The sequence below is a fragment of the Paenibacillus woosongensis genome (genome assembly GCF_009725165.1).
Classification (GTDB): Bacteria; Bacillota; Bacilli; order Paenibacillales; family Paenibacillaceae; genus Fontibacillus; species Fontibacillus woosongensis.
This window is the reverse complement of record NZ_WNZW01000004.1, coordinates 100,322-126,068: the sequence shown is the minus strand read 5'-3', so window position 1 is coordinate 126,068 and position 25,747 is coordinate 100,322. Positions and strand designations below refer to the sequence as shown.

At 52.0% G+C, this 25,747-nt stretch carries 20 protein-coding genes; 9 read left to right on the top strand and 11 right to left on the bottom strand.

Annotation, left to right across the window (positions count from 1 at the left end):
* Window positions 1-91 precede the first annotated feature (91 nt).
* The 3 genes from GNP95_RS13645 to GNP95_RS13635 all read left to right on the top strand — a co-directional run bounded on the left by GNP95_RS13645 (window position 92) and on the right by GNP95_RS13635 (window position 2,510).
* Entirely contained in the window at window positions 92-979 is an 888-nt protein-coding gene (locus GNP95_RS13645) for a hypothetical protein (protein WP_155611424.1), read from the top strand.
* 179 nt (window positions 980-1,158) lie between these two features.
* Complete coding sequence (cysK, locus tag GNP95_RS13640) at window positions 1,159-2,082, top strand: cysteine synthase A (RefSeq protein ID WP_155611423.1); 924 nt, start codon at window positions 1,159-1,161, stop codon at window positions 2,080-2,082.
* A gap of 50 nt (window positions 2,083-2,132) precedes the next feature.
* Window positions 2,133-2,510, top strand: coding sequence for a rhodanese-like domain-containing protein (locus tag GNP95_RS13635; RefSeq protein ID WP_155611422.1), 378 nt, complete (start codon window positions 2,133-2,135; stop codon window positions 2,508-2,510).
* An 87-nt stretch (window positions 2,511-2,597) separates the two neighbouring features.
* Here GNP95_RS13635 and GNP95_RS13630 read toward each other — a convergent pair whose 3' ends face one another.
* The 8 genes from GNP95_RS13630 to uxaC form a co-directional block, all read right to left on the bottom strand.
* Window positions 2,598-4,133: a glycoside hydrolase family 43 protein gene (locus tag GNP95_RS13630; protein WP_155611421.1), complete on the bottom strand. Its 1,536-nt coding sequence runs from the start codon at window positions 4,131-4,133 to the stop codon at window positions 2,598-2,600.
* A gap of 622 nt (window positions 4,134-4,755) precedes the next feature.
* Window positions 4,756-5,772: an endo-1,4-beta-xylanase gene (locus GNP95_RS13625; RefSeq protein ID WP_155611420.1), complete on the bottom strand. Its 1,017-nt coding sequence runs from the start codon at window positions 5,770-5,772 to the stop codon at window positions 4,756-4,758.
* Window positions 5,772-6,710 (bottom strand): carbohydrate ABC transporter permease, encoded by a 939-nt coding sequence (locus tag GNP95_RS13620; RefSeq protein WP_155611419.1) that lies wholly within the window; start codon window positions 6,708-6,710, stop codon window positions 5,772-5,774. The genes GNP95_RS13625 and GNP95_RS13620 overlap by 1 nt, the downstream gene beginning before the upstream one ends.
* A gap of 27 nt (window positions 6,711-6,737) precedes the next feature.
* Entirely contained in the window at window positions 6,738-7,601 is an 864-nt protein-coding gene (locus GNP95_RS13615; RefSeq protein ID WP_155611547.1) for an ABC transporter permease, read from the bottom strand.
* 219 nt (window positions 7,602-7,820) lie between these two features.
* Window positions 7,821-9,524 carry an ABC transporter substrate-binding protein gene (locus GNP95_RS13610; protein ID WP_155611418.1) on the bottom strand — a complete coding sequence of 568 codons (1,704 nt, stop codon included), beginning with the start codon at window positions 9,522-9,524 and terminating at the stop codon, window positions 7,821-7,823.
* Window positions 9,525-9,660: 136 nt separating this feature from the next.
* Complete coding sequence (locus GNP95_RS13605) at window positions 9,661-11,415, bottom strand: sensor histidine kinase (protein ID WP_155611417.1); 1,755 nt, start codon at window positions 11,413-11,415, stop codon at window positions 9,661-9,663.
* The gene (locus GNP95_RS13600) at window positions 11,412-13,016 is read right to left on the bottom strand and encodes a response regulator (RefSeq protein WP_155611416.1); all 1,605 of its coding nucleotides are present in this window, start codon (window positions 13,014-13,016) and stop codon (window positions 11,412-11,414) included. Before GNP95_RS13600 ends, GNP95_RS13605 begins: the two co-directional genes overlap by 4 nt.
* 68 nt (window positions 13,017-13,084) lie before the next feature.
* The gene (uxaC, locus tag GNP95_RS13595; protein ID WP_155611415.1) at window positions 13,085-14,494 is read right to left on the bottom strand and encodes a glucuronate isomerase; all 1,410 of its coding nucleotides are present in this window, start codon (window positions 14,492-14,494) and stop codon (window positions 13,085-13,087) included.
* Between the two features lie 141 nt (window positions 14,495-14,635).
* On the opposite strand from uxaC, the gene GNP95_RS13590 reads away from it, so the two are divergent.
* The 4 genes from GNP95_RS13590 (at window position 14,636) to GNP95_RS13575 (ending at window position 21,042) form a co-directional block, all read left to right on the top strand.
* Window positions 14,636-15,310 (top strand): GntR family transcriptional regulator, encoded by a 675-nt coding sequence (locus GNP95_RS13590; protein ID WP_155611546.1) that lies wholly within the window; start codon window positions 14,636-14,638, stop codon window positions 15,308-15,310.
* Window positions 15,311-15,321: 11 nt separating this feature from the next.
* On the top strand, window positions 15,322-16,419 hold the full coding sequence (uxuA, locus tag GNP95_RS13585; protein ID WP_155611414.1) for a mannonate dehydratase: 1,098 nt from the start codon (window positions 15,322-15,324) through the stop codon (window positions 16,417-16,419).
* A gap of 1 nt (window position 16,420) precedes the next feature.
* On the top strand, window positions 16,421-17,275 hold the full coding sequence (locus tag GNP95_RS13580) for an SDR family oxidoreductase (RefSeq protein WP_155611413.1): 855 nt from the start codon (window positions 16,421-16,423) through the stop codon (window positions 17,273-17,275).
* 137 nt (window positions 17,276-17,412) lie between these two features.
* Window positions 17,413-21,042 carry a glycosyl hydrolase 115 family protein gene (locus GNP95_RS13575; RefSeq protein WP_155611412.1) on the top strand — a complete coding sequence of 1,210 codons (3,630 nt, stop codon included), beginning with the start codon at window positions 17,413-17,415 and terminating at the stop codon, window positions 21,040-21,042.
* Window positions 21,043-21,776: 734 nt separating this feature from the next.
* Here the strand turns inward: GNP95_RS13575 and GNP95_RS13570 are convergent.
* The 3 genes from GNP95_RS13570 to GNP95_RS13560 all read right to left on the bottom strand — a co-directional run bounded on the left by GNP95_RS13570 (window position 21,777) and on the right by GNP95_RS13560 (window position 23,988).
* Window positions 21,777-22,580 carry an AAC(3) family N-acetyltransferase gene (locus tag GNP95_RS13570; protein ID WP_155611411.1) on the bottom strand — a complete coding sequence of 268 codons (804 nt, stop codon included), beginning with the start codon at window positions 22,578-22,580 and terminating at the stop codon, window positions 21,777-21,779.
* A 70-nt stretch (window positions 22,581-22,650) separates the two neighbouring features.
* A complete protein-coding gene (locus tag GNP95_RS13565) occupies window positions 22,651-23,067 on the bottom strand; it encodes a DUF6157 family protein (RefSeq protein ID WP_155611410.1) in 417 nt (138 codons plus the stop codon).
* A gap of 69 nt (window positions 23,068-23,136) precedes the next feature.
* A complete protein-coding gene (locus tag GNP95_RS13560; protein WP_155611409.1) occupies window positions 23,137-23,988 on the bottom strand; it encodes a VanW family protein in 852 nt (283 codons plus the stop codon).
* A 295-nt stretch (window positions 23,989-24,283) separates the two neighbouring features.
* Here GNP95_RS13560 and GNP95_RS13555 point away from each other — a divergent pair, with 295 nt between their 5' ends.
* Window positions 24,284-25,306, top strand: a complete 1,023-nt coding sequence (locus GNP95_RS13555) for a peptidoglycan DD-metalloendopeptidase family protein (RefSeq protein WP_155611408.1) — start codon at window positions 24,284-24,286, stop codon at window positions 25,304-25,306.
* Entirely contained in the window at window positions 25,306-25,734 is a 429-nt protein-coding gene (locus tag GNP95_RS13550) for a bactofilin family protein (RefSeq protein WP_155611407.1), read from the top strand. Before GNP95_RS13555 ends, GNP95_RS13550 begins: the two co-directional genes overlap by 1 nt.
* The last annotated feature ends 13 nt before the right edge of the window (window positions 25,735-25,747 follow it).

The following is a 25,747-nucleotide window of genomic DNA, read 5'->3' as shown; positions in this document are numbered from 1 at the left end:
TATGGCAGCTTAGAATTAAATAAAGAGAGAAAAAAAACACCATTTTGGACGGGATCATGATCTTGTGTTAATCATGAAAGGAGAGAGTCAAATGAAAACCTTAAAAACCGCCGCACTCTTCATTTTAAGTCTAAGTTTGATTTATTTAGGAGGCTGCCAGGCCAGCAGCGCTTCCAAGCAAGCTTCCACGGGAGCACAGACGCCGGCATTCCAGTCCTCTACCCTTCCGGGAGGAGGCATCGCATTTCCGCATAATGAACGGATACATCTGTCAACGGACCAGAAATGGGTGGCCAGCGAAGGGCACTTATCGGATCTGATCCGCCTGCAGTGGACAGCCGAACGCGCCAAGCCAGCCATTGCCTGGGCCGATGAGAAGGGTATGGACAAGACGGCCATCGTATCCCATGACAAAGCCAACAATCCTGAGCAGCATGACCATAAACATATTTCGATCGAAACAACGATGTCCCCGGACGGGGAGCATAAGGACGAGTTATTCACGCGCCTTGAAATTCCTTACGATACCGACGTATCGGAAATTCGCACCCATTCCTCCAACTTTAACGTGATGGATGGCATTTTAAGAGTGGCAGGCGAAGGACACCGCGACTTGCAGTTTGCCAAGACGGGGGAAGAAAACGAAACGACTCCGCTCTGGAGCCTGAGAGCCGACAGCTCCGAACTTGCCGGCAATAACACAGGAGGGGATTTCAACGTCGTGCGCTATTCAGACGATGGCGAGGCGATCGATAGCGCATTATTCATGAAAAGAAGCGACGGCAAGATCGGCGTGGGGACGAGTGAACCCCAGAGCAAGCTGGATGTGAACGGCGACGGCATATCCATTCGCGAAGCGAAGACTCCCGCCTCCTCCAGCGCTCCGGGCAATAAGGGAGACATTGCTTGGGACGAAAATTACATTTACGTCTGTGTCGCCAAGGATACCTGGAAACGGACAGAGCTCTCGTCCTGGTAACGGCTGGCCACCAGACATGCTTATACTTCCTATATCTCAAAAAAAAGCAGCATTCAAACCTTGGCCAAAGAGGCGCTCAGTACCTCTTGCCAAGGTTCTTCCTGTTGTCCGCAACTTGAAGTCGGGCCTTCCAACCGCTACAATATATTGTCATACAGGGCTAAAGAAAGGGGAGCGCCATGATCCGCAAAGTCGTCAACAACATCTCCGAGCTCGTCGGAGACACTCCAGCCGTGAAGCTGAACCGTCTGGTCGGCATGCAGGACGCTGAGGTCTTCGTCAAGCTGGAATATTTCAACCCGAGCGGCAGCGTCAAGGACCGCGCGGCTTCCCATATGATCCGCGAGGCGGAAAAGACCGGCATGTTGAAGCCGGGGGCAACTATCATCGAGCCGACCAGCGGCAACACCGGCATCGGACTTGCGATGAACGCCGCGGCCAAAGGCTACAGGACGATCCTTGTCATGCCCGATAATATGACCAAAGAGCGCATTAACATTTTGAAGGCTTATGGCGCTCAGGTGGTACTCACGCCCGCAGCCAAACGGATGCCCGGGGCTATCGAAAAAGCGAAGCAGCTCCTTGCCGAAATTCCCGGCAGCTTCATGCCGCAGCAATTCCAGAACGAGGCGAATCCGGAAATCCATCGCCTGACCACCGGGCCAGAGATCATGCAGCAAATGGACGGCAGGCTCGATGTTTTCGTCGCCACGTCCGGAACCGGCGGTACGATTACGGGAACTGGCGAATATTTGCGAGAGCATATTCCCGGCATCCGGATCGCCGTCGTTGAACCAATGGGCTCGCCGGTGCTGTCCGGCGGAGAGCCGGGACCGCATAAGCTTGTCGGCACGAGTCCGGGTTTTGTTCCGCCTATTCTCAATACCGGCGTTTATGACGAGATCGTTCAGGTGTCCGACGAGGATGCGCTGGAGACGACTCGCCGCCTAGCCGCCTTGGAAGGCATTCTGGTTGGCCCTTCTGCGGGAGCCTCCGTCTGGACGGCGATTCAGTTCGCACACCAGCTTGGGGCGGGCAAGCGCATATTATGCATTGCGCCGGATACGGGTGAACGATATTTAAGCATGGACATCTTCAATTAAAGAGGTATAATAAACCAACTAAGTACAAAACATGAGGTAGGTGCCCAATCATGAGCGAAGTCATTCAGGGAGTATCCCATATCGACACGAAAGAACTGAGCGATATACTGCAGGACCCCGGCAACCGAACTATTATTATCGACGTGAGAGAGCCAGAGGAGTATATTCAGGCTCATATTCCGGGCGTACCGCTCATTCCTATGGGAGAGATTATCGGCTATATGGACGATTTGGACCCGGAGCGGGAATACGTATTCATATGCCGGAGCGGGCAGCGGAGCTTTAATGTAGCTAAATATTTTCAGCAGAATGGATTCGACGCAGTGCATAATTATGCCGGAGGCATGCTTGATTGGGACGGGGAAATGGCCACGGGCCTAGAGAACGTCATTGAGCAGCCTTTGGATCCCAAGAAGCTTGAGAGATAATGCGAAGCGTTGCCTTTGCGATGATTAATATGAAGTATTTAATAACAAATCTCTCCTTCCTCGAAGGAGAGATTTTCTTTTACTATTCTATTCCGCCTGATAGCTGAAATAGTCAAAGTACGCTGGCGTCTTGGAATCCCGGCCGTTCCCGGTCGCGTACATCCCGAGCAATGCCCCGGTAAAGCCGCCGTTGCTCTCCGGGGACAATGCCCGGGCTGGCGCCGCTCCCGTTACGTGCCATGCCTCCCCGTCCAATGAGTACAGCAGCGCATACTCTCTTTCCCTGGCGATTACGCGAAGCCACACACGTTCCGCAGGAACCGGCTTCTCTGCCAAGACAGTCGTCTCTCCCTGATCCGTCATCATAGCGATCAGAAGCTGAGCTTCTCCCTCCCGGCGGATTCCGAGCGTCAGATTTCCCCGCTCATTGAGCCTGACAGCAATTCCAGCCTCTTCGCCTTCGTTCTCTGGAACGAAATGAAGCTCCGTAGACACCGCAACAATTCGGTGCTGCTGACGGACGCCGAGGAACAAGGCAGGACCTGTATCCCGCAAAGCAAGACTGTTCCCCATCAACATCACGTAACCAGGCCGCGTGCCCAGCAGTACCTGTTCCTCCTGCGGGGCCAGAAGAAATGCCCAGCGGGGCCCTAGCTGGTCATCCGTAAAATCATCCCGCCAGTACGGCTCAGCCGCCGATGCCAAGGATGGCAACGGGATGAATGTTCCTTCCGCTGTCATTTCCAATCTGACTGTTCCTTCATTATTGTCTACCACAGGCCAGCCATCCTCGGTCCATTGCACGGGAGCCAGGAAGGTTTCCCGCCCGAGAACACTGTACTGCCCGTCTACGGGACGGACGCCAAGGAACATTGCCCACCATCTTCCTTCCGAATCCTCGACCAGGTCGGCATGACCGACGTTCTGTATCGGATCATCAGCAAGGCGGTTATGAGTCAGCATCGGATAAGGCATCATCTCGAACGGCCCGTAAGGCGCATCGCCCCGGTAGACCAGGACGCGATGATCCCGGCCTGTGCCTCCACAGGCACAAGTCAAATAATAGCGGCCTTTGATTTTATAGAGATGCGGCCCTTCCGTCCATACTCCTCCGTCGCCACGGGCCACGACGACAGGCTCGCTTAGCGCCGCGCCCGTTGCAATATCGATCTCATACTGGATAATATGCGAGTCCTTGTCCGCCCCCATTTGCGCGGTCACGTACACGGTTCCATCATCGTCGAACATTAACGATGGATCGATGTTCCCGTAAGGGATACGTATTGGATCGCTCCACGGTCCAGCAGGATCGGCAGCCGTCATGTAGAAATTGCCGATGCCCATCACATCCGTCGTAATGATATAGAAGACGCCCTCATGATGTCTTAAGGTCGGCGCATAAATCCCCTCCGAGCTTCTGCGGCCGGACAAATCGATCTGGCTCTTGCGTGTCAGCGCATGCCCGATCTGCTGCCAATGAATCAGATCCTTGCTGCGGAAAATCGGCAAGCCGGGAACATACTCAAACGAACTCGCCGCCATATAATAATCGCTGTCCACCCTAATTACGCTGGGATCGGGATAAAAACCCGGCAATACCGGGTTGCTGTATATCTGCTTCATATTCGTCCTCCTGTTCCTTGATTATAATAAATCGTGCGCCCCCACGCATCTGGCACATCCTGTACTTCCTCATTTTCAGCCAAGCTGCTTTTTTGTGCCCTAATTAGCATAGGGCTGTCCCTAGAATGATCCTAAATAACAGAGGGACACCCTCATTCTTTAGCTCCTCTATAAAAACTGTCGAACACTACGCTATGACGTAAACTAATGGATTTATGTATCTAATTCTACTCTATACGAAACACCTATTAGAATTAGATGGATTTGATGCGCCTAAAGTCAAGAATCCCGTCCATGCTGGTCCTCACCCTTCCTCTAACGACATGAAATCCATTTAAATTTACATTTCATTTTTAACCGCAGAAAATAACTACTATAAATCCATTAGATAAGGGCAGGTCACATCAAGGGCAACCGCTCGTTTCGTCGCTTCTCCCCGCCCACAATCTACTGAAAATAGCAGGCCGCCTCCTCACTACGTGTCTATAAAAGCAGGTGTATGAAAAAAGTTGGGCGGAAAACTTACGTCTTCCCGCCCAACTTTTAATTTTGGGAACTTATTGGACAGCCCCGGTTACATCCTATTAAGCTCTAATGAATCCATCAACCCTGCCGTTCTCATTTATGAGCCGGCTACCTCAGCCACCCGGTAATAAGCGGGCTTCGGCTGATGACGGTCATCGAATAGGAACGGCCAATTTTTGCGCCCGTGTACCGGGAAATTGTCAAGCCACGTATAATCGTCGGCCGCTCCCCAGAACGTCACCGCGCCGATCACGTCTTTGTATTCCTTGAGCAGCTTGAACATCTGCTCATACCGCTGCGCTTGAAGCTCAATGAGCTCGGCCGGCGCCTCCTTCAAATCCGTTCGCTTGTCGTCGAAGGCGAACATCGATACGTCGAGCTCGGTTAATTGCAGCTGAAGCCCGAGTGAAGCGTACTTTTCGATCGCTGCGCGGATATCGTCCAGCGATGGCCCGTACAGATTCCAGTGGGCCTGCAGGCCGATGCCATGAATAGGGGCGCCCTGCTCCACCAGAAGCTGGACGAGCCTGTAGATCTTTTCTCTTTTTAGCGGATTCGATTCATTGTAGTCATTGTAAAATAACAGGGCGTTGGGATCGGCTTCATGCGCAAGTTCAAACGCTTTGGCGATAAATTCAATCCCGGCGATTTCCGTCCATTTCGATTCCCGGAGCAGCGCCTGCCCTTCGTCGGCGATGACCTCATTCACCACGTCCCAGGCATAGATATGCTCTTTATACCGCCCTACCACCGTGTGAATATGCTCCTTCATCCGCGCGTACAGTGTCTCTTTGCTGACCAGGCCTCCAGACCGGTCCTCGAACAGCCAATCCGTCGTCTGGTTATGCCAGACCAGCGTATGCCCTCTGACCTGCATGCCGTATCGTTTGGCGAAGTCCACGATAGCATCCGCATCCCCGAACGTGAACTTCCCTTCCTCCGGCTGCAGACTGACGAACTTCATCTCATTTTCCGCAGTAATGCTGTTGAAGTGATAAGCGAGCAATTCCTCCTGTGTTTGAATTGTCCGCGGGTTCACTGCGGCCCCAATTTGGAAGCAGTCCGCGAAAACTTCCTTCAGCTTCGGTTCGTTTCGGTTTATAACGCTGCTCATTATCCTTTAACCCCTCCTAATGTCATCCCTTGTACGAAGTATTTCTGCAGGAACGGATATACCAAAATAATAGGCACACTCGCAACGATTGTCATCGTTGCGCGGATGGATGTCGGTGTTACCCGGTTGATGGCGGCTTCCGAGCCAGAGAACATGCTTGCATAGTCGTTGCCGCTGTTCAGCGAAGTATTCGAGTTCTGCAGTATTTTCATGAGCTCATACTGAAGGGTGCTCAGGTTCACATTGGATGAGTTGTATAAGAACACATCAAACCAGGAATTCCACTGTGCTACGGCCGAGAACAGGGAGACGGTAGCGATGACCGGCAAACAGAGCGGCAGGACTACCCGCAGAAACGTCGTGAACTCGCCTGCGCCGTCGATACGGGCAGATTCCAGAATGCCTTCCGGCAGCTTCTCGATGAAAGAACGGATGATAATGACGTTAAACACACCGATCAGACCCGGAATGATATAGACCCAGAAGCTGTTCATCATGCCGAGCTCCCGGATAAGGAGAAAATTAGGAATAAGCCCCCCGCTGAAATACATCGTCAGAATAAACGCGATCGAAATGAACTTGCGCAGCACATATTCCGGCCGGGCGATCGTATAGGCGACCATCGTACAGCAGAACACGGACAGCACCGTACCGATCACGGTACGCAGCGCCGAAATCAGCGTTGCATGGAAAATCGTCGCTTCTTCAAATACATATTTGTAGTTCTCCCACGTAAATTCCCGCGGCAATAAATAAATGCCGCCCTTGATGGAGTCGTTGGCCGTGTTAAGCGACACGGCGAGCGTGTTAAGAAACGGATACAGTGTAACGATCATAAGACAAATCATGAAGATGATATTAAACGTATCGAACAGCCGGTCCGATGGCGATTTGAACCGGGCATGCATCTTAGGCGCTTTCGATAGCGACTTAGCCATATTGAATCCTCCTTCAGAAATACGACCTTAGAACAGCCGGTCCTCGCCCAGTCTCTTCGCGATATGGTTAGCTGTAAACAACAGAATGAAGCTGACCACCGTCTTGAACATACCCGCCGCGATCGAGAGGGAGAAGTTCCCCATCTGAATCCCGTATTTAAGCACAAAGATATCCAGGTTCTCGGAATAGTCGACGTTCATGCCGTTGCCGAGCAGGTATTGTGGTTCGAAGCCGGTCTCCAGCAGGTTTCCGATGTTCATAATCAGCAATATGACGACAACAGACTTAATGCCCGGCAGCGTAATATTCCAAATGCGCTGGAACCGTCCTGCTCCGTCGATTTCCGCGGCTTCATACTGAGACGGATCAATACTGGTCATCGCCGCCAAATATATAATGGTGTTCCAACCTACGTTTTTCCAGACTTCCGAAACACCGAGTATTCCCCAGAAATATTTCCCTTCCCCGAGCCAGAGAATCGGCTCTTTGATAAGGCCGAGCCACATCAGCACATCGTTAATGATGCCGCCGTCCGCAGACAACGCCGTCGAGATAATGCTGGAGGCTACAACCCATGAAATAAAGTGCGGTAAATAACTGATCGTTTGCACAACGCGCTTGAAGGCGACTTTACGGAGCTCATTGAGAAGAATCGCCAAAGTAATAGCTGTAACAAAACCCAGAACAAGATTGATAAAGCTCATGGCAAGTGTATTGCGCATAACCCGGACGAAATGCTCGTCCTGGAACAGGAACTTAAAGTGCTTCAGACCTGCCCAGGTCTGGTCGAACATTCCTTTTGCCGGCTTATAGTCCTGGAACGCAATGCTCCAGCCCCACAGAGGCAAATATTTGAAGATGATCAGCCAAATCAGAAAAGGCACCGACATGAAGACGAGCGTTCTTTGCTTGCTTAGTTTATGGAAGAAACCTTTCAAGCCGCCGTCCGTTTTCTGAACCTCGGGCGACTCTGCCGGTCTTAATTGTGTCACATTGTCCACGGTTTCTTCTCCTCCCTATCCAGTAATGGGGAATTTAGATAACAGAAGGGCCGGAAATCCTCTCATTGCCCAGATCAGCCGGCCCTTCCATTTCAAATTCTCGGTTTATTATTTTCCTTGAACCAGATCGACTTTCTTCGCAACTTCGTCTGTCATGAGCTGCTCATAATCTTTCACGCCAAGTTTGTTGAACTCTTTTACGTATTCATCCCAGATTTTGTCGAACTCTGCCGGATTGGCAAGTACGAGTTTTGGGAAGTATTTACGCTGCAAATCCCCCTTCTTCTGCGTAAAGATTTGCGCCGGTGAACCTTGCTCGATCTGAATACTCCAAGCCGGGTACCAAGGACGCACGTCAGGTGCTGCAAACAATTGCGAGAACGACTGGATGCCGTATGCTTCCAGCAGCTTCTTATCGCTGTCAGAGTAAGACATTTGTGCTACCTCAGGCTGACGGCCCGCCCCCACGGAATTGCCGTCCGGCAGCGAAGAACCGTTACCATAACGCGGCCAGTTGTATTCGAAGTACTTGAAGCCGAAGGACTCGCGGAAGGATTCCGTATTCGTCTGCTTGATTTGTTCCTCGGTACGATAGAAACGGCCGTTCTCATCTACCGAATAGGTCTCGCCTTCAATGCCCCAGTTCGATAAGATCTGATTCTCATCTGTAAGCAGGTTGTCGAAATATTTGATAATGCGTACAGGGTCTTTCGCGCTGACCGAGATACCTACCCCACGGTTGTTAACAAAGGATGGCGGATCGAGATACTGGTCTTTGGTGTTTTCGTCAAAAACGATCGGCAGTGCCATGTATTCCAAATCATCGTTGCCGGTTTGCTGTGCCGCTTCACGCAGGTTGTTCATCGCTTGGCCGACCTGCCATCTGTAGTCAAAGAAGCCAAGCACTTTACCGGACGCGATTTTGGCCAGATATTGATCACGGTTGTCAACAAAGGATGACTTGTCGAACAATCCGTCTGCATTCAGCTGGTTCAGCTCCTGCAAATACCGTTTGGTAATCTCGTCATCAGCATAGTCATTCGCTTCGTGAGATTCCATGTCAATGATGACGCCGCCGTCATTCGGATACCCTGCAAGGTGCATCGGCGGATTCGTAAGGGCAAAAAACTGATCTTGCGTAGTCAACGCGATATACCCCGTCAAGTCTTCACCCGGATGCTTCTTCACATAATCGCGGATCAGATTTAAATAATCATCAAACGTCTTGATCTTTGGATATCCCGCTTCCTTCAGCACGCGGCGCTGAATCCAAAAGGCTCCCTGCTCGATATTCGGAGCGGAAATGTATTCGCCCACTACGGCGCTCATCGGGAGGAAATAAATGTTGCCGTCTTCAGCCTTCATCAAGTTGTAGTAAGGCTCATATACCCGTTTGATATTCGGGCCGTATTGATCGATCAAATCGTTTAGCGGAATAAAAGAGCCTGAGCTCAGCAGCTTATCGATCGAGCCGCCTGGCACAAGAACATCCGGGTAACTGTTGCTTGCTATAAACGTGCCTACCTTTGTATTCTCATCGCCAACAAGATGCTCGATTTTAAAGTTCACGCCGGTTTGCTCTTCGAAGATTTTTCCAATTGTCGTTTCATTCGTATTAATGTCCTTGCCTGCTACTGCGTTAAAATAAGTAAAAGTTACTTTATCCAGCTTCTCTTCTTGGGCTCCATTGCCGCTGCCCGCTGACGTATTGCTTCCCGCTTTGCCATTGTCTTTGCCGCCAGAGCAAGCGGACAGCAGCGATGCCAGCATTACGATGGTCAGACAACTTAGCCAAAACCGTCTTTTCTTCATGCTTGTGACTTCCCCTTTCAGACTTTCATTTTTGTAAGCACTTTCATTATAAGAGAGCCCGACGGCGACTTTTACCCGTCAATCTAAAGTTGATACTTTGAAAACTATAGGAGCCCGTTTAGATTTCTAAGATTTTTTACATCAGCCGCTTCTCCACCGGAATGATGAATAGAATCTCCGTTCCCTCACCCAGCTTACTGCGAATATTCAAAGTCAACTGGTCTTTGTAGAACATTCTGAGGCGATAGATGACGTTCTGAATGCCGATGCGCTCCCCCATCTCTTCCTCGCCCTCCAGGTAGCGGTACAGTTTCTCGACCTGCTGCTCGGACATGCCAACGCCGTTATCCCGTATCGCGCAGATCAACTCGTCGCCGGATTGCTTGATTTCCACCTCGATTTTTCCGCCTTGCTTCAAAGGTTCGATTCCATGGATACTTGCGTTCTCTACGAAGGTAACGATGGACATTTTGGGAATCAATATCGAAGAATCAGCTTCGTTCGCCACGACCGTATATTCAATTTTCTCGCCAAACCGGTATTTCTGGATTTCCAGGAAGCAATAAATGAATTCCAGCTCTTCCTTCAAAGTAACCATATCCTTCCGCCATACGAGAGAATTGCGGAAAATCTTCGCCATATTGTGAATGATCCTCGCGGTCTCCTCCTCGTCCTTCATCAAGCTCCGCATGCGGATCGTCTCTAGGGCATTAAATAAAAAATGAGGATTAATCTGGCTCTGCAGCGCATTCAATTGGGCATGACGGCGTTCCAGCTCCAGATTCTTCTTCTGAATGTCGGCTACGTACACGTTATTGATCAGACTCTGGATCTGCAGGGTCATCCGGTTGAACTCGCCCGTTAATTGCCCGATTTCATCGCGGGAGCCTTCATCCTGGATCGTTTCGAAATGCTGGTTTTTAACCTTCTTCATATGCTTCAAAATACGGATAAGCCTTACATTGAGCGATCGGGTGATCCAAACGATGATCAAGGTCGGCAGCAGAATATTGAGGCAGGTTAGCAGCACGATGAAATTTCGGTTTTGCCTGACTTCCTGGAATACTTCATCCTCGGAAATTCTCCCCACAATGCTCCAGCCGTTCAAATTATTGCTCTGCCCGTAATCTTTGAGAAATTCGATCGTTCTCTCCGGGGCGACGACCTGATTGAAAGGGATGGCGCCTGCATGCAAATCGAGGTTGGCGTCGTTCGAATATTCAACCTCCCCCCGCTCATTCAGCAGGTAAATGCGCCCCTGTAAATTCAAATTATTAAATATTTGCCGGATAACCGGCATGCGCAGATCGATTTTCAGGAAATGCCCGTTCTTTTGCCGCGAAAAATAATAGTAATCCATCCGGCGGATGACGCTAAACGTATCCAGCTGGCCATCCCGACCCGTTCGCATAAAAACCGGCGCGGACTGCTTGGCTGTGGATATTTTTTTGTACCAATCCTGCTCCTTGACGTTCTGATCAATGTAGACAATGCCGCCCGAGTACAGCAGCGTGGGATTATCGACATATACGGTGATTGCCTCCACGGAATTATAAGCCGGGCTGGAGGTGTTGATAATCCGCCGCAAGTAAGAGTCATAGGCCTCCACATACTCGGCAGGATGCTCGTATTCCGTCTCAATGATCTCGTTCAGGAGATGATCGGTATAAAAAACGGAAGATACCTGCAGGGTATCTTCCACTTCTTGAAGAAACTCGTTCTTGACTTGTTCCAGTGCCCGGGAAATGTCCTGCATCCGCTGATTTTTTACGCTCGTTGTAGTCACGTTATAGAAAATGAAATTCGTAAGCAGTATCGGCACGAACACGCATAGAAAATAGAGCAGCAGCATCTTGTCCCGCAGCCGGACATTATTCAAATTGGGTATCATCGTCCCGTCCTGACGGACGCCCCTCCCTTCACCAGCCGCGAACGGTATTCGCTCGGCGTCAGCTTCTCCAGCTTCTCGAACTGTGTCACGAAATAATCGGGATTGCTGAAGCCTACGCGGTCGGCGACCTCATATATGCGCATATCTGTCTGGCGGAGCAGCCGCTTCGCCTCGCCTATTCTTAATTGCAGCAAAAAATCATTGAAATACACGCCATAGGTTTTGCGGAACAATTGTCCTAAATAAACAGGGTTCATGTAAAATTTGGCGGCAATCGATTTCAAGCTAATATTCTCGTGGTAATGCTCCTCGATATAAGCGCGGATTTTATGGATACCGCCCTTTTGCTGCTCCTTGCGCAGTACGCTGATATACTGGCCGCTCTCCTCGGCAAAAGCGGTAAAAAGACGCTGGAGCTCCTGCAGGGACAAGTTCAAATCATGCCAGCCGACAATCGGGTCGAGCGAGACAAGCGACCGCTCGTCTCCGTCCATGCCGCGAATAATGTCGATTACGCCGAGGACGCATTGGTGAATATTCATCTTCACGGCCTCAGGAGCATATCGCTTCTCTTGAAAACGCCGGAACATCTGCTTAATCGAACGTCCAAGCTCCTCCAGACGATATTCCTCAATCTGCTCAATCAAGCGATGGTATAGCTCCTGATCGACCGGCACATACTGCACAGTGCATTCGCTTGTTTGGTTATGAACCACGATGCCGTCATGGTCGTGAACATATTTATATAACAATGCCTCTTTGGCGCTTTCATACGCACGGCGAAGGCCAGCCAACCCCTGAACCGGGCAGCTGGTATATATAAAGATGCGCCCCTCCCGGACCTTTATCCTGGTGTGAAGCGCTTCTGCAAACGAACGGATGTTGTTATGGAACGGCTTTAGCAGGCGTTCAGGCACGATCACCCCGACACGGCTGCGGTGCTCATGAAGGTAAAGCGACTGCTCTCCGCCTACGATATCCTGCAGCGCTTCCTCCACCTGCTCCATAAAACGGTAAAGAGGCAGCTCTTCTCCTTCCTGCCGCCACGGATGCAGATCATTCAGTTCCACGAACATATAATACAGGCAATCGCCGCTAGTCAGGTTCAGCTGCTCCTCCCAATTCGAGATGAATTGCTCCCCGGCTTCATTCCTGATAATCGACTCGATCATCGCCTGATTCTCCAGCCGCAGCTCCCGCTCCTTCCCTTCCCGCTCCTCTTGAAGCCGGCCGCTCAGCCTGCGCAGCATTTCGGTGAATTCGCCCTCATCGATCGGCTTGAGAATGAAATCATGAACTCCGTAGCGAACCGCCTGCTGGGCATAGCTAAAATCGTCAAAACCGCTAATAATGACAAACGCAGGCGGCTCCTCATCCTCTTCGATCAGTTGACGGATCAGCCCCAGTCCATCCAATACCGGCATGCGAATATCGGTGATAACCAGATCGGGACGCCGGGACCGGATCAGCTCCAGCGCGTCCTCCCCGTTGTCAGCTTCACCGGATATCTGAAATCCGCTAGCCTCCCAATCGATTAACTTGATTAATCCCTTCCTCGTAAACACCTCATCATCCACAAGAATGACACGATGAAGTTCCATCGGTTTGCCTCCTCTCTGCCGGCTGCAATTCATACAGCCGGCACATGATGTTGGTGGTGCTGTCAACGTTATGATAAGGAAATTCCAAAATATCGGACTGCGTTATGATAGCAGATGTCCTGAACGATGCTGCCAATATAATCATAATCCGCCGGCAACTCTCCCTCTTCGATCCACTCCCCGAATAACCGGCATAGGACACGCCGGAAATATTCATGTCTTGGCAGGGACATGAAGCTGCGCGAATCTGTCAGCATGCCGACGAAGGTACTGATGACCCCAATGGAGGACAACGCTTTCAACTGCTGCAGCATTCCCTCTTTCTGGTCATTAAACCACCAGGCTGAGCCAAGCTGAAGCTTGCCAGCGCTCTCGCCGGATTGGAAATTGCCGATCGTTGTCGCAAGCATTTCATAATGATAAGGGTAAAGACTATAAACAATCGTCTTAGGCAAGCGGTTGCCCGTTTCCAATTCATTCAAAAATGCGTTCAAAGATGCCGCCAAATGATAATCGAGGATGGAATCGTACCCGCTATCCTTGCCGATCGTCTTCAGCATACGCTCATTATTGTTGCGGATGGCGCCAATATGCAGCTGCATAGCCCAGCCGCGGTCATAATACATTTCACCCAAACGAAGCAGCGTAAACGTCCGATAGCGATTTTCTTCCGATTCCGTCAACATTTCTCCGCGGAGCGCTTTGGCAAAAATTTGTCCAGCCTCCCGTTCCGTCGTTCGCTCAAAAGGGAAAGCCCCAAATCCATGATCTGACAAGCGGCAGCCTTTCGCATGAAAATAATCGATTCGGTTCTTCAGCGCTTCTAACAAATCCTCGTAGCTCTCAACCGCGCAGCCGGCCGCCTGACCTAGCTCTGTCATATATTCCTGGAATCCCGGAGCCGTAATATTCAAAGCCCGGTCCGGTCTAAAGGTCGGCAGAACCTTGGCTGTAATCTCCCCGTTGTTTGCAATTTGCCCATGCGCCGCCAAACTGTCGGCTGGATCATCCGTCGTACACGCCACCCGTACATCGAACTGCTCTAGTATGCCTGCCGCGCGAAGTGACTTCTCCTGCAGACGCTCGTTGCAGCGATGCCAGATTTCCTCGGCATTCTCTTCGCTCAGCCGCTCCTCAATGCCAAAATAACGGGCGAGCTCCAAATGGCTCCAATGGTAGAGCGGATTGCCGACAAGACGTGGAACAGCACGGGCCCAAGCCATGAACTTCTCCTGGTCCCCTGCCTCTCCCGTAATGAGCGATTCATCAATGCCCAGCCAGCGCATCGCCCGCCATTTATAATGATCGCCATCCAGCCATAGCTCCGTCAAATTGCGAAACTGCTTGTTCGCCGCCACATCTGCCGGATTCAAATGATTGTGATAATCGTAAATTGGCATTCCTGCTACATATTCAAAGTACAACTTTTTTGCACTATTGCTCGTAAGCAGCAAGTTTTCCGTGTGAAAATGTGTCATTTCCATCCCCCTGACAGAATATATTCGTTGCATCCTATTCACTATGATAATTATTGATTAATACCAGTTCCATACTACCATACAAGTGTGGTAGTATGGAAGGAGTAAGGAGGTGATCGATTGAGAGGATGGAATCCCCCTATGCAAGAATCGGCCGGGAATACCGTGTACAACGAATTAAAGAAGCAAATCGTCAATATGGAGCTGGCTCCGGGAACTACGTTGTCGGAGAAGGAAATGTCGATCACTTTTAATGTGAGCCGTACTCCCGTGCGGGAGAGTTTTGTCCGGCTTGCCCAGGAAGGACTGGTGGTAGTGCTTCCGCAGCGCGGCACGCGGGTGTCCCTGATTGATCCGGACCTCGTTATGGAAGCCCAATTTATGCGGGAGCAGCTGGAGCGGGCCGTGGTCGGGCTAGCTTGCAAGCAATTCCCCGAGAAGCTGCTCGAAGAACTCGGCAACAACTTGTCCCTGCAGCGGGAATCCCTCATGAAGCACGACGGGATGGCCATGTTCGAGTTGGATGAGCAATTTCACCGTATCTTGTTCGAAGGGGTGAACAAGCTCGGGACCTGGGGTGTCATTCAACAAATGAACGCTCATTTGAACCGGAGCCGTATCCTGTGGATGAGAACCGATCCCCATTGGAATCATTTATTCGAGCAGCATCGCGATATATATGAAGCGATTTGCCGAAAGGATGAAGCCTTGGCAGAGCGCCTGATGCAGACCCATCTGGCTCTTAGCATTTATAATCTCGGCCTGCTGCAGGAGAAATTTCCCGATTATTTTAATAACCAAACAAAAATTCATTAGGCGGTGAAGGCATGCGTATGGTATTTCGCTGGTTCGGCGAGAACAATGACACAGTTACGCTGGATCAAATTAGACAAATCCCTGGAACAGAGGGTATCGTGTGGGCACTTCATGATGTGCCCGCCGGAGAAGTATGGCCGCTCGAGCGGATTCAGGAAATCCGCGACTTAGCCGGCAAGCATGGCTTGCATACGGAAGTCGTCGAGAGCGTAAACGTCCACGAGGATATTAAGCTCGGGCTTCCGACCCGGGATCAATATATCGAAAATTACATTCGCACAATCGAGAATCTGGCCCAAATCGGCGTTAAGGTCATTTGCTACAATTTCATGCCAGTATTCGACTGGGCCAGAACGGATTTGTTCAAAGAGCTGGAAGACGGCTCAACCGCTCTATTCTTCGAGAAGGAGAAAATAGACGGTGTAGATCCATTCGAACTCGTAAAAATCATCAATCAGAACAGTGATCTTACGATGCCAGGCTGGGAGCCGGAACGTCTCGCACATCTCACTTCCTTGTTTGAAGCATACCGGGACGTTACGGAAGAGGATTTATGGGACAATCTCAAATATTTCCTAGACAGAATCGTTCCCGTCGCCGAGAAAAACGGCATCCTGATGGCGGTTCATCCGGACGATCCGCCGTTTGCAATTTTCGGATTGCCGCGAATCCTGAACGACCAAGCCGGCTTCCGCCGCCTGCTGTCGCTCCATGACAGCCCGGCCAACGGTATTACGCTATGCACAGGGTCGCTCGGAGCCAAGCCAAGCAACGACATCATTTCCATGATCCACGAATTCCAGGGGCGGATTCCGTTTACGCATATCCGTAACGTTCGCGTCATGGATAATGGGGATTTCATCGAGACCTCCCATAAAACCTCTGACGGCACGGTCGATATCAGCGGCGTTGTGAAAGCGTATTATGACACCGATTTCACAGGCTACTGCCGTCCTGACCATGGCAGACATATTTGGGGTGAGCAATGCCGTCCGGGATACGGACTGTATGACCGCGCCCTCGGAATCATGTACTTATGGGGACTATGGGACGCCTATTCGAGACAGCAGGCGCAATCCTCTAACGCAAGCGCTGGGGAGGGGAATTAACATGTGTGCATTGCCTAAGCATTCTTCCCTTGAGGGGAAAACTGCGGTCATTACCGGCGGCTCCGGCGTGCTCTGCCGGGCCATGGCGCAGGAGCTCGCCCGGCAGGGAGTCAAGGTCGCGATTCTTAACCGGACGAAGGAGAAGGGAGAAGAGGTTGCAGCAGCGATTCATGCGAGCGGCGGCCAGGCGATCGCCGTCGCTTGCGACGTTACCGACGAGGCCAGTGTCCGCGAAGCGGAGAAGATTGTCCGGGAGCAGCTGGGCCCTTGCGATATTCTGATCAATGGAGCCGGCGGCAATCAGCCTAGCGCCAACACGACTAACGAAATTTTCCGCTCCGAGGATTTGGAAAATCCCGACATCACGACCTTCTTCGACCTGAGCATTCCTGGAGTAAGAACGGTATTCGACTTGAACTTCGTCGGCACCCTCATTCCTACGCAGGTGTTCGCCAAAACCATGCTCGGCCGTCCAGGAGCAGTCGTGCTGAACATTTCTTCAATGAGCGCACCTTGCCCAATGACTAAAGTGCCGGCTTACAGTGCAGCGAAAGCGGCGATCAATAACTTCACGCAGTGGCTCGCCGTACATTTGGCGGAATCGGGCATCCGCGTCAATGCGATTGCGCCCGGATTTTTCCTGACGGAACAGAACCGCAATCTGCTTACCAATGAGGATGGCTCGCTAACCGAGCGTTCTCACAAAATTATCACGCACACGCCGATGCGGCGCTTCGGCGTACCGGAGGATCTGCTGGGCACGCTGCTCTGGCTCGCCGATGCGGACACGTCCGGCTTCGTTACCGGAACGGTCATTCCGGTGGACGGCGGCTTCATGGCTTATTCGGGAGTATAATCAAGCTTTGAAAACTTTAGTACTTTCCCCATGCAATTAAACATGTTGTTCTTAAACCTCCCGGACCCATGCGGGGATCTTATATACTGAATCACATTCCGGACTCGGATGAATACCATTTTGTATGCAGGGATATCATGTTCAGCGAAAATTATGTTATTCAGCAATCTAGCGGCGACGGCGCCTTTCAGCTCGTTCACGAGGGAGCGTCCGCAGACATCTACGTGTCCGATGAGGATCATGCCGGTGTCGTCCGGGCAGCGAAGGATCTTCAGGCGGATATGGAACGGGTGTCCGGCCGCAGCCCCATGCTCATGCATGATCACAAGCTGCTGGCTGGGCACGCCGTCCTAATAGGTACGATCGGCAAAAGCCCGGTCATTGACGCGCTGATCGCGGAAGGCAAGCTGGATGCAGGCGAGGTTGCCGGGAAGTGGGAATCCTTCGTCATCCAGACGGTAGCCAGCCCCCTGCCAGGCATCGAGCAAGGGCTGGTCATCGCCGGCAGTGACAAGAGGGGAACCATCTTTGGCATTTACGATGTGTCTGAAAAAATCGGAGTGTCGCCCTGGTACTGGTGGGCTGATGTTCCTGTCGCCCGGCGCGGCAGTCTTTACATCCAACCCGGCACCTATAAACAGGGAGAACCATCCGTAAAATACAGAGGAATATTCCTCAATGACGAGGGGCCGTCCCTCATGGCTTGGGTACGAGCGAATTTCCGTGACTTTACCCATGAATTCTATGAGAAAATATTCGAACTGCTCCTTAGATTGAAAGCGAATTATTTATGGCCAGCGATGTGGGACAACACGTTTTATGAGGATGACCCTCTGAACGCCGAAATGGCCGACCGGTACGGCATCATCATCGGAACTTCCCATCACGAGCCGATGCTGCGCCCGCACGGGGACTGGAAGAAGCATAAGCAGGGCCCTTGGGATTATTCAATCAACGAAGAGGTGCTTTACCGCTTTTGGGAGGAAGGCATCCGCCGCAGCCGGGACTACGAGAGCATCGTCACGCTCGGCATGCGCGGCGATGGGGACGAAGCGATGAGCGGGCAGTTGACCTTTGAGGAAAAAATCGCCCTGCTGGAGAAAATCGTCAGCGACCAGCGGGAGATCATTGCCGAACAAACCGGCCGCGACGCGTCTGAAGTTCCGCAGCTGTGGGCGCTGTACAAGGAAGTACAGGATTATTACGAGCACGGCATGCGCGTGCCCAATGATGTTACACTGCTCTGGTCCGATGACAATCACGGCAACCTGCGGCGCGTCCCTACTTCAGAGGAACGGGAACGCTCGGGGGGAGCTGGCATTTATTATCATCTCGATTATGTCGGTGGACCTCGCTCCTATAAATGGATCAACACCGTGCCGGCTCCAAAAATTTGGGAGCAAATGCACAAAGCCTACGAATACGGTGCAGATCGCATCTGGATCGTCAATGTAGGCGACCTGAAACCGCTGGAATTTCCGATGGAATATTTTCTCCGCATGGCCTGGGATATTTCGCAATTTACAAAGGACAATGCCTGGGAATGTACCGTCCATTGGGCAAAACAACAATTCGGCGCCAAGTATGGCGAAGCCGTAGCAGAGATTTTGACAGGCTATGCCAAGTTCAATGGTAGAATCAAACCCGAGCTGTTGAACGCTGTAGAGCTGTACAGTCTGACGGATTACAGGGAAGCGGAGCTGGCGGTTACAGAGCTGAAGGCCATTTCCAGCCAAGCAGAGCAGCTGCATGAAGAGCTGCCGGAACCGCTGCGGAACGCCTTTTTCCAATTAGCCCTCTATCCGGCCAAGGCTTCCGCGCAAATGCTGGAGCTGCATCTGCAGGCCGCGCGAAGCCGCTTGTATGCCCGTCAAGGAAGAAGGGCGGCCAACATCGCCGCCCGGGAGGCGGAGCTGATCTTTGAAGCCGATCGCGAGCTGACTTTGGCCTACAATAAAATGCTCTCGCAGGGCAAATGGGATCACCTGATGGATCAGACCCATATCGGATACACCTACTGGAACCAGCCGCCGGTGAACACTATCCCGGATACAGGCACGGTCGAAGGAAAGGAATACTTTGAGATGGGAGTTGCTGTAGAGGGCTCGGCCGACGTATGGCCGCAGGCCAATACGGTATGCCGGCTGCCCGCATTCGATAGCTTTACCAGGGAGGCGCGGTACATCGAGGTCTTCAATAAGGGCACAGAGCCGTTCACTTTCCGCGCGGCGGCAGGAGCTCCCTGGATCAGGCTGTCCCTGACCGCAGCAGAAGTCGTCTCGCAGAAGCGGATTTGGGTCGATATCGACTGGACTGCTGCGCCAGTCGGTAATGATGTGCAAAGCGAAATCATGATCAGCGGCCCAACGGGGGAAGAAGTCGCGGTGCAAGTCGTCGTCTTCCATCCTGCCGAGCCAACCCGCGACTCGCTGATCGGCCATATCGAAACGGGCGGCGTTATCGCTATCGAGGCGGAACATTACTCCGCAAGCCGCAGTGCAAACGGTGCGGAGTGGCAACCGATTGCAGGCTACGGACGCACCTTATCCTCGGTTGCCGTATTACCGGTAACCGGGTCTAGTGCAGAGCAGCCGGATACTGGGAACTCGCCGAGCCTGGAATATCCCGTGTACATGACGAGTACGGGGGAGGTTAGCGTCACGCTGTATGCTGCTCCATCCATTGATTTTGTACCTGGTCAGGGGCTGCGGATCGGCGTCTCCTTCGATGACGGACCCGTGCACATTGCCGAACTGATCGCGAAGCTGCCTGACGGGGGATTCGATGAACGCGACTGGGAGCAAAGCGTCATTTATAACATCCGTACCGGCACAACGCGGCACCTTATCGAGCAGCCGGGCTATCATACGCTGCGCCTTTGGATGGTCGATCCGATCGTCGTCTTGCAGAAGCTCGTAATCGACACCGGCGGTCAGAAGCCAAGCCTGCTCGGCCCGCCGGAGAGCTATTACAACGGGCTGACCGCTGGAACGGCGCCATGGTCCGCGCAGGAGGCCGACCGGGATGGCTTCGATCCGTTCGTTGTGCCCGGCGTTCTAGGCTGCTGCTGCACCTCCCCCGAAGAGAAGCTGGATATTTTTGTGCAGCAGAGCGGCCTGTATACGCTGAAGCTTGCGGCCATCGTGAAGCCGGGCGATAAGCCGATGCTTCGGCTCAGCATCGACGGGCGCGAGCTGCCAGGGCCGATCTGCTTGACGCCGGCCGAGAACGGGAGCGGATCCCTGCGCTATGCCGCAGAGAATATCCCGCTCGAGGCGGGCCGGCATTCGCTGCAGTTTACGGCCGAGCGCTGCCGCGCCCTGAACGGGGAGATGCAGCTGGAGCTCGCTGCGCCGGATCGGCTGCGCATTCGCCCATCTCTGCAGCGCGGCGGGCTGCTGCCGGAGAAGCCGCTAGTCGCCCAGGTCGGCTTGCTCGGCATCGACGGGCGCTGCAGCTGCCGCTATGCGCTGACCATCTCGCTCTACAGTGAAGACGATCACCTGCTGGACGAGGCGACCGTAACGGGCATTGTACCGCGCGGCGGCGAAGAAGTGCAGCGCGTCTGCCTAGCCGGTTCACGGTTGGGGAATGAGTCCCCTGGCTATAGTGGTCAGGTGATGAGCAGCACCGGAGCCTTTGATCATGGCGATGCACTAAACGGCGACGAAGCCGGGGATTGCCATGCAGCTTCCCGCTACAAGCTGAAGCTTGCCGTAACTTATGACGGCATCACGCGGACGCACTGCTCGAACTGGATTCTTTAATTTTCTTATATAGGCTTGAAGAGAAAATAGCTGCCGGGATCCCCGGCAGCTATTTGTGATTTAAGCATAATGGTTAATTGGTTTAATGAATGGTCTGGGATCGACGATTGGTTCCCTTTCCTCGAAGGTATCGGGTCCAGATTGATATTGCTCCACGATTTTCGGTACTTTTCCCTATCGGCGTCTTTTCACCTTCGCCTAGTGTAGTAGGCTGAGTAATGATCAAGCTAGCGCTGGCCGGCGTTACTTGACGGTGGTCAAATTGCTAACGGACACAGAAGGCGTTATTTCGATCATTTCGGCGATTTTCATCCTATTACGGACCCAGGGAGCCTTATTAAGCAATAATCAGCTAAAATTGGATTGCTTATAAGCAAATAAGGTCCTCTGCGTCCGTTAATCCTTTATTTTGGGCAATTTATCTGAAATAGCGGAACCTGTGTCCGTTAGTAATCCGCAGCCAGCACAACTGCACACTCACCCGGCATGAGCACATTGCTCACCTAACCACAACTGGCTCAGGGGTACATCGCTCACCGACCCTCGGCTCCCCCACACCTGTGCACACACTACTCACCCTGCCTACTACAGGCCCGCCCACAAATGAGCACATTGCTCGCTAGCCAATCCGCGGCGCTTCAGCAGACACCCGCTATGCGCTTCCGCCAATCCGAACTGTGCCCACTACTCCGAGTTTCCTCCTGCAAGCTTGCAAGCAGCCTTGCCATACCGCGCTAGCGACGATGCTGCTCCAGCCACTGGACGCCGTAGTCCACAAGCTCTCTCTGCGGCATTAGCATCACGCTGGCACTGGCGATTTGTCCGCGGATGATCCGCCCGCCTGAACGCGCAAAATCTGCCCCCAGCCGGTCAAAGTCAGCCGATTCATAGTCCAGATCCATGTAGCGAATCCATTCTCTTACGCCTTCCTTCGTAATAGGAGCCTTGCATTCCACTATTTTTTTGCCGGAATAGCTTGCCCGGTGCTCTGATAGATGAAGAGATGTGTTTCTTCCATGTCCAACGCCCAGCAGCAGCACCCAGCCATGGCGGTCATAGATCCTGGCCAGCGGCGAATGCTCGCCAAGTCCGTTGTCAAGATCATGCCCTGTCACAATATCGCCAGCATTTGCTCCCCAGGCCGCAAAAGACACCTGAGGATGGCTGCTGCGCATGACACCCCTTTGCTTGCGAAAGGTATCCGGAATCACGCCCATCCATTCGCATGGCGTCATGTCTTCGTCAAAAGGAGGCATTTCTGCCCGAATCGTCTCCCACCAAGACTCTGGGACCGGCGGATTCCCCCACCCTGAAGGATCGCTTAAATCCGGAGTATGCGTCGGCATAACCAACGTGCCATCCACCCCTACCGCCTTCTCCAAAGCGAGAATGACGGATACCGGTCCCCCGAGCACCCATTGCCCCAGGGATTTGAACGAGGAATGCACGATCAGCGTCATCCCCTCTTGCACGCCTAGCTGTTTTAAATCCTGCAGCAGCGTTTCAACTGTAATTAATGTTCCTTTGATTTCTTCCATTGTATGGTCACCTTTCCCCAATTCAATAGCTAGCTCCGTTCGAACAGCCCCGGAATGATATTTTCGCAGCCTATTCGCGCCGGCTTCTCATCCCGTTCAGCAGCGTAATCTCATCGCCGGATTGTATGAAACGTTCGTATTCAGGCGTCTCCATGCCATAGATGGCAATCCGGCCTTCAGCGTCATAATGGACGCCAAAGCCGTATTTTTTCGGAAGCTGGGAAGCCCTTAGGCAGGCATGCGATTTGCTGAACAGCGCATCCCAAATTTGCTGGCGGTTCGTTTCAAGCTCATCGGCCGGGATGTTTTTATGCCTAATATGAATTTCGAACAACAGCTGCTCATGCGTATACCGGTAAGGATAACGGATCAAGAGCTCATACTGGATAACGTGAATCGGCTTATTGCTCGTTTTATACTGTGGAACGACGCTGCTGGTTACAGGGCAATCCGGCGATACTTTGATGAAAGTATTTTTATAGCTCATCGTTTTTCAATCGCTCCTTTTTTGACGCATTAGCATCCATAGTTTAGAGTAATATCCGCCAATAGCAATTTAGCACTTCACGCCATCGCTCTCTTCGCTTTTGGGGATATCCCCGGCTTCAAGCAGCGGTTCATACATCATCAGTGCATGGTTCTCGGTAATATAACAATCTTCGATCAGTTCGGCGTCCAAGTTGTAGACACGGCGATAGATCAAATTATGCCTTATATGGCCGCCCCAGTATTCGCGCGTAATCCGATGCTCCCGCTCGTAGACTTCATACCGGTACAAGGAAGGACTTACTGCGCGTAGCTCTCCCACGAGATTCTCAGCATTCAAATATACATGCAATTGTACTGGCTCATCGCCAGGATTATAAAGCTTCAAGTCCAAATAATTGTACGAGCATGTCGCCCCGCTGCCAAAAGGCTGGGTGCGGCCGGAGTCCGGGAATACATCATAGCTGTGGCGGTGCCGCTCCCGTATTTCTAGAGGAGAATGAAGCGCCATCCAGTACAGCAAATTCGTAAGCTGGCACAGCCCTCCGCCTACCCCATGCTTAAATTTACCATAATGGAGGACCATCCCGTCAACGTAGCCTTTTCGCCGGGTTGGTTTGCCTACCTGCCTCCAAAAGGAGAACGTCTCCCCTGGCTGCAAAATCAAGCCGTCGATCCGGGATACCGCCAATTTAAGATTCGTAATTTTATTGTGCTGCAGCCACATATCGACATCCTTCAGCTGTCTCAGCAAGGGGCTTTGATGCTCGGAAATGACATGCGGCAGCAAATTACGGCTGCGGGTGCCGGCTATTTTGTCTTTGCCCAGATACCATTCCATATACCGCCTAAACCGATAATATCGCGTGCCAAGCCAGACCCGCAGCTTAGATCGTCTTACAGGCTTCAACGCTTCACTCATTCTGCCTTCCCTCCCTGGCTCCGTATGTATTCCAGCAAAATCTACTTTATTAAACAGTCCTTTCACCTAAAAAGTTGCAAACCTGCCCATTTTCCAGGTTCACTCGCGGCATTTTCGACAAATTTCACAGTTTCGCAAAAATTTTCGATAATATTTTCCTTACCGACAGGATTATTGGAATGATTTGCCGAATAGTACCTTTTGGTGAACGAAGAGGACCGTCTCTCGTTCTTTTGAGATTGTGATTTTATGTTATGTTACATGAAACATAATGTACAAGATTCAGGAGGAAGCTATGAAGTTCGGATTTAAACGCAAGAACCAACGTTATACTGTTCTCGTCGTTCCTGAAGGCTCACAGCCGGTCTTTCGTCTGAAAATGACTTCTACATATTTGCTTGCCGGCTTAGTCGCCGCCGCCGTGCTGCTCGTTACAGCGCTCGTCCTCTTCACGCTGAACCGGAGCCATGCCTTTAAGATCGCCGCTTTGGAAGCCAAGCTTACGGCGTCCTCGGAGCAGCTTCAAGCGACCGTCAGCGATAAGGAACAGGAAATCGACCGCTTGCTGCTTCAACTGGTGGAGCTCTCCGAGAAATCCAAAACATTGGAAACGAAAATGACGGAGCTTGAGCTATTGGAGGCCGAGTTGAAATCCATTACGAACGGAGAACGCGCAGGGAGCGGAATCCAGTCCGCTTCGGCTTCGTCATCGCAAAATTCCGACGGCGGATGGAGTACGGAAGGCATGGGCGGCGAGCTCATCCCTCTGAGCGAAGAGGATGTCGACTCCCTTATTGAAGAGACGCGAGAGAGCATATCCGCATCTTTGGAGGAAATGCCCGCTCTGCAGGCAAGGCTGGAACAAACCAAAGAAGCTGTAACAGAGTACAAAAAAATGATGCGCATATTACCGACGTTCTGGCCTGCGGACTCGTTGACAACCACCTCGCCGTTCGGCAAGCGGCTCGATCCGTTTACTGGCAAGCTGACGCTGCATAACGGCCTGGACATCAAAGGAAACATCGGCGATTTGATTTACGCCGCGGCTGACGGAACCGTCGCCGAAGCCGGATACAGCACCTCGCGCGGCAATTACGTCACCATTAGCCACCCGTCTGGCTTATCAACAAATTACTTGCATCTTAATGAAATTTCAACGGAAAAAGGAAAAAAGGTGAAGCAAGGCGATGTGATCGGCACACTAGGTTCGACCGGGCGCAGCACAGGTCCCCATCTGCATTTTGAAGTGGTGAAAAACGGTGTGATGGTCGACCCTGAAATATATTTAATCAAACCGGAAAAGGATGAGGATGAATAATGTTCAAAAGCAAGGCCGTTCCCGTGAAATTAGATCCCGATACGACCGATACACTGGTAGGCGAGGGCAGCAGCTTCGAAGGCAATATTAAATCGGATGCGAGCATCCGGATCGAAGGAAAGGTAACGGGGGATATTGAGTGCAAAGGCGATGTGACGATCGGAGAGAAAGGACAAGTGAAGTCTAATATTTCCGCGCGCAACGTTATTATTGCCGGTACTGTGACCGGGGACATTCAGACGAAGAGCAAGCTTTCCATTACGGCGACGGGAAAACTGTTCGGCAACATCGAGGTCGCCAGCTTGTCTATCGAGGAAGGCAGCGTTTTTGAAGGCAGCAGCCGCATGAGCAGCCAGCCGGAAACCGCACCAAGCGCCAGCAAGGAGGCCGCTGCCACTTCAGAAAAGAAATCAGAGAAGAAATCTTAATATTCGTTCGGCG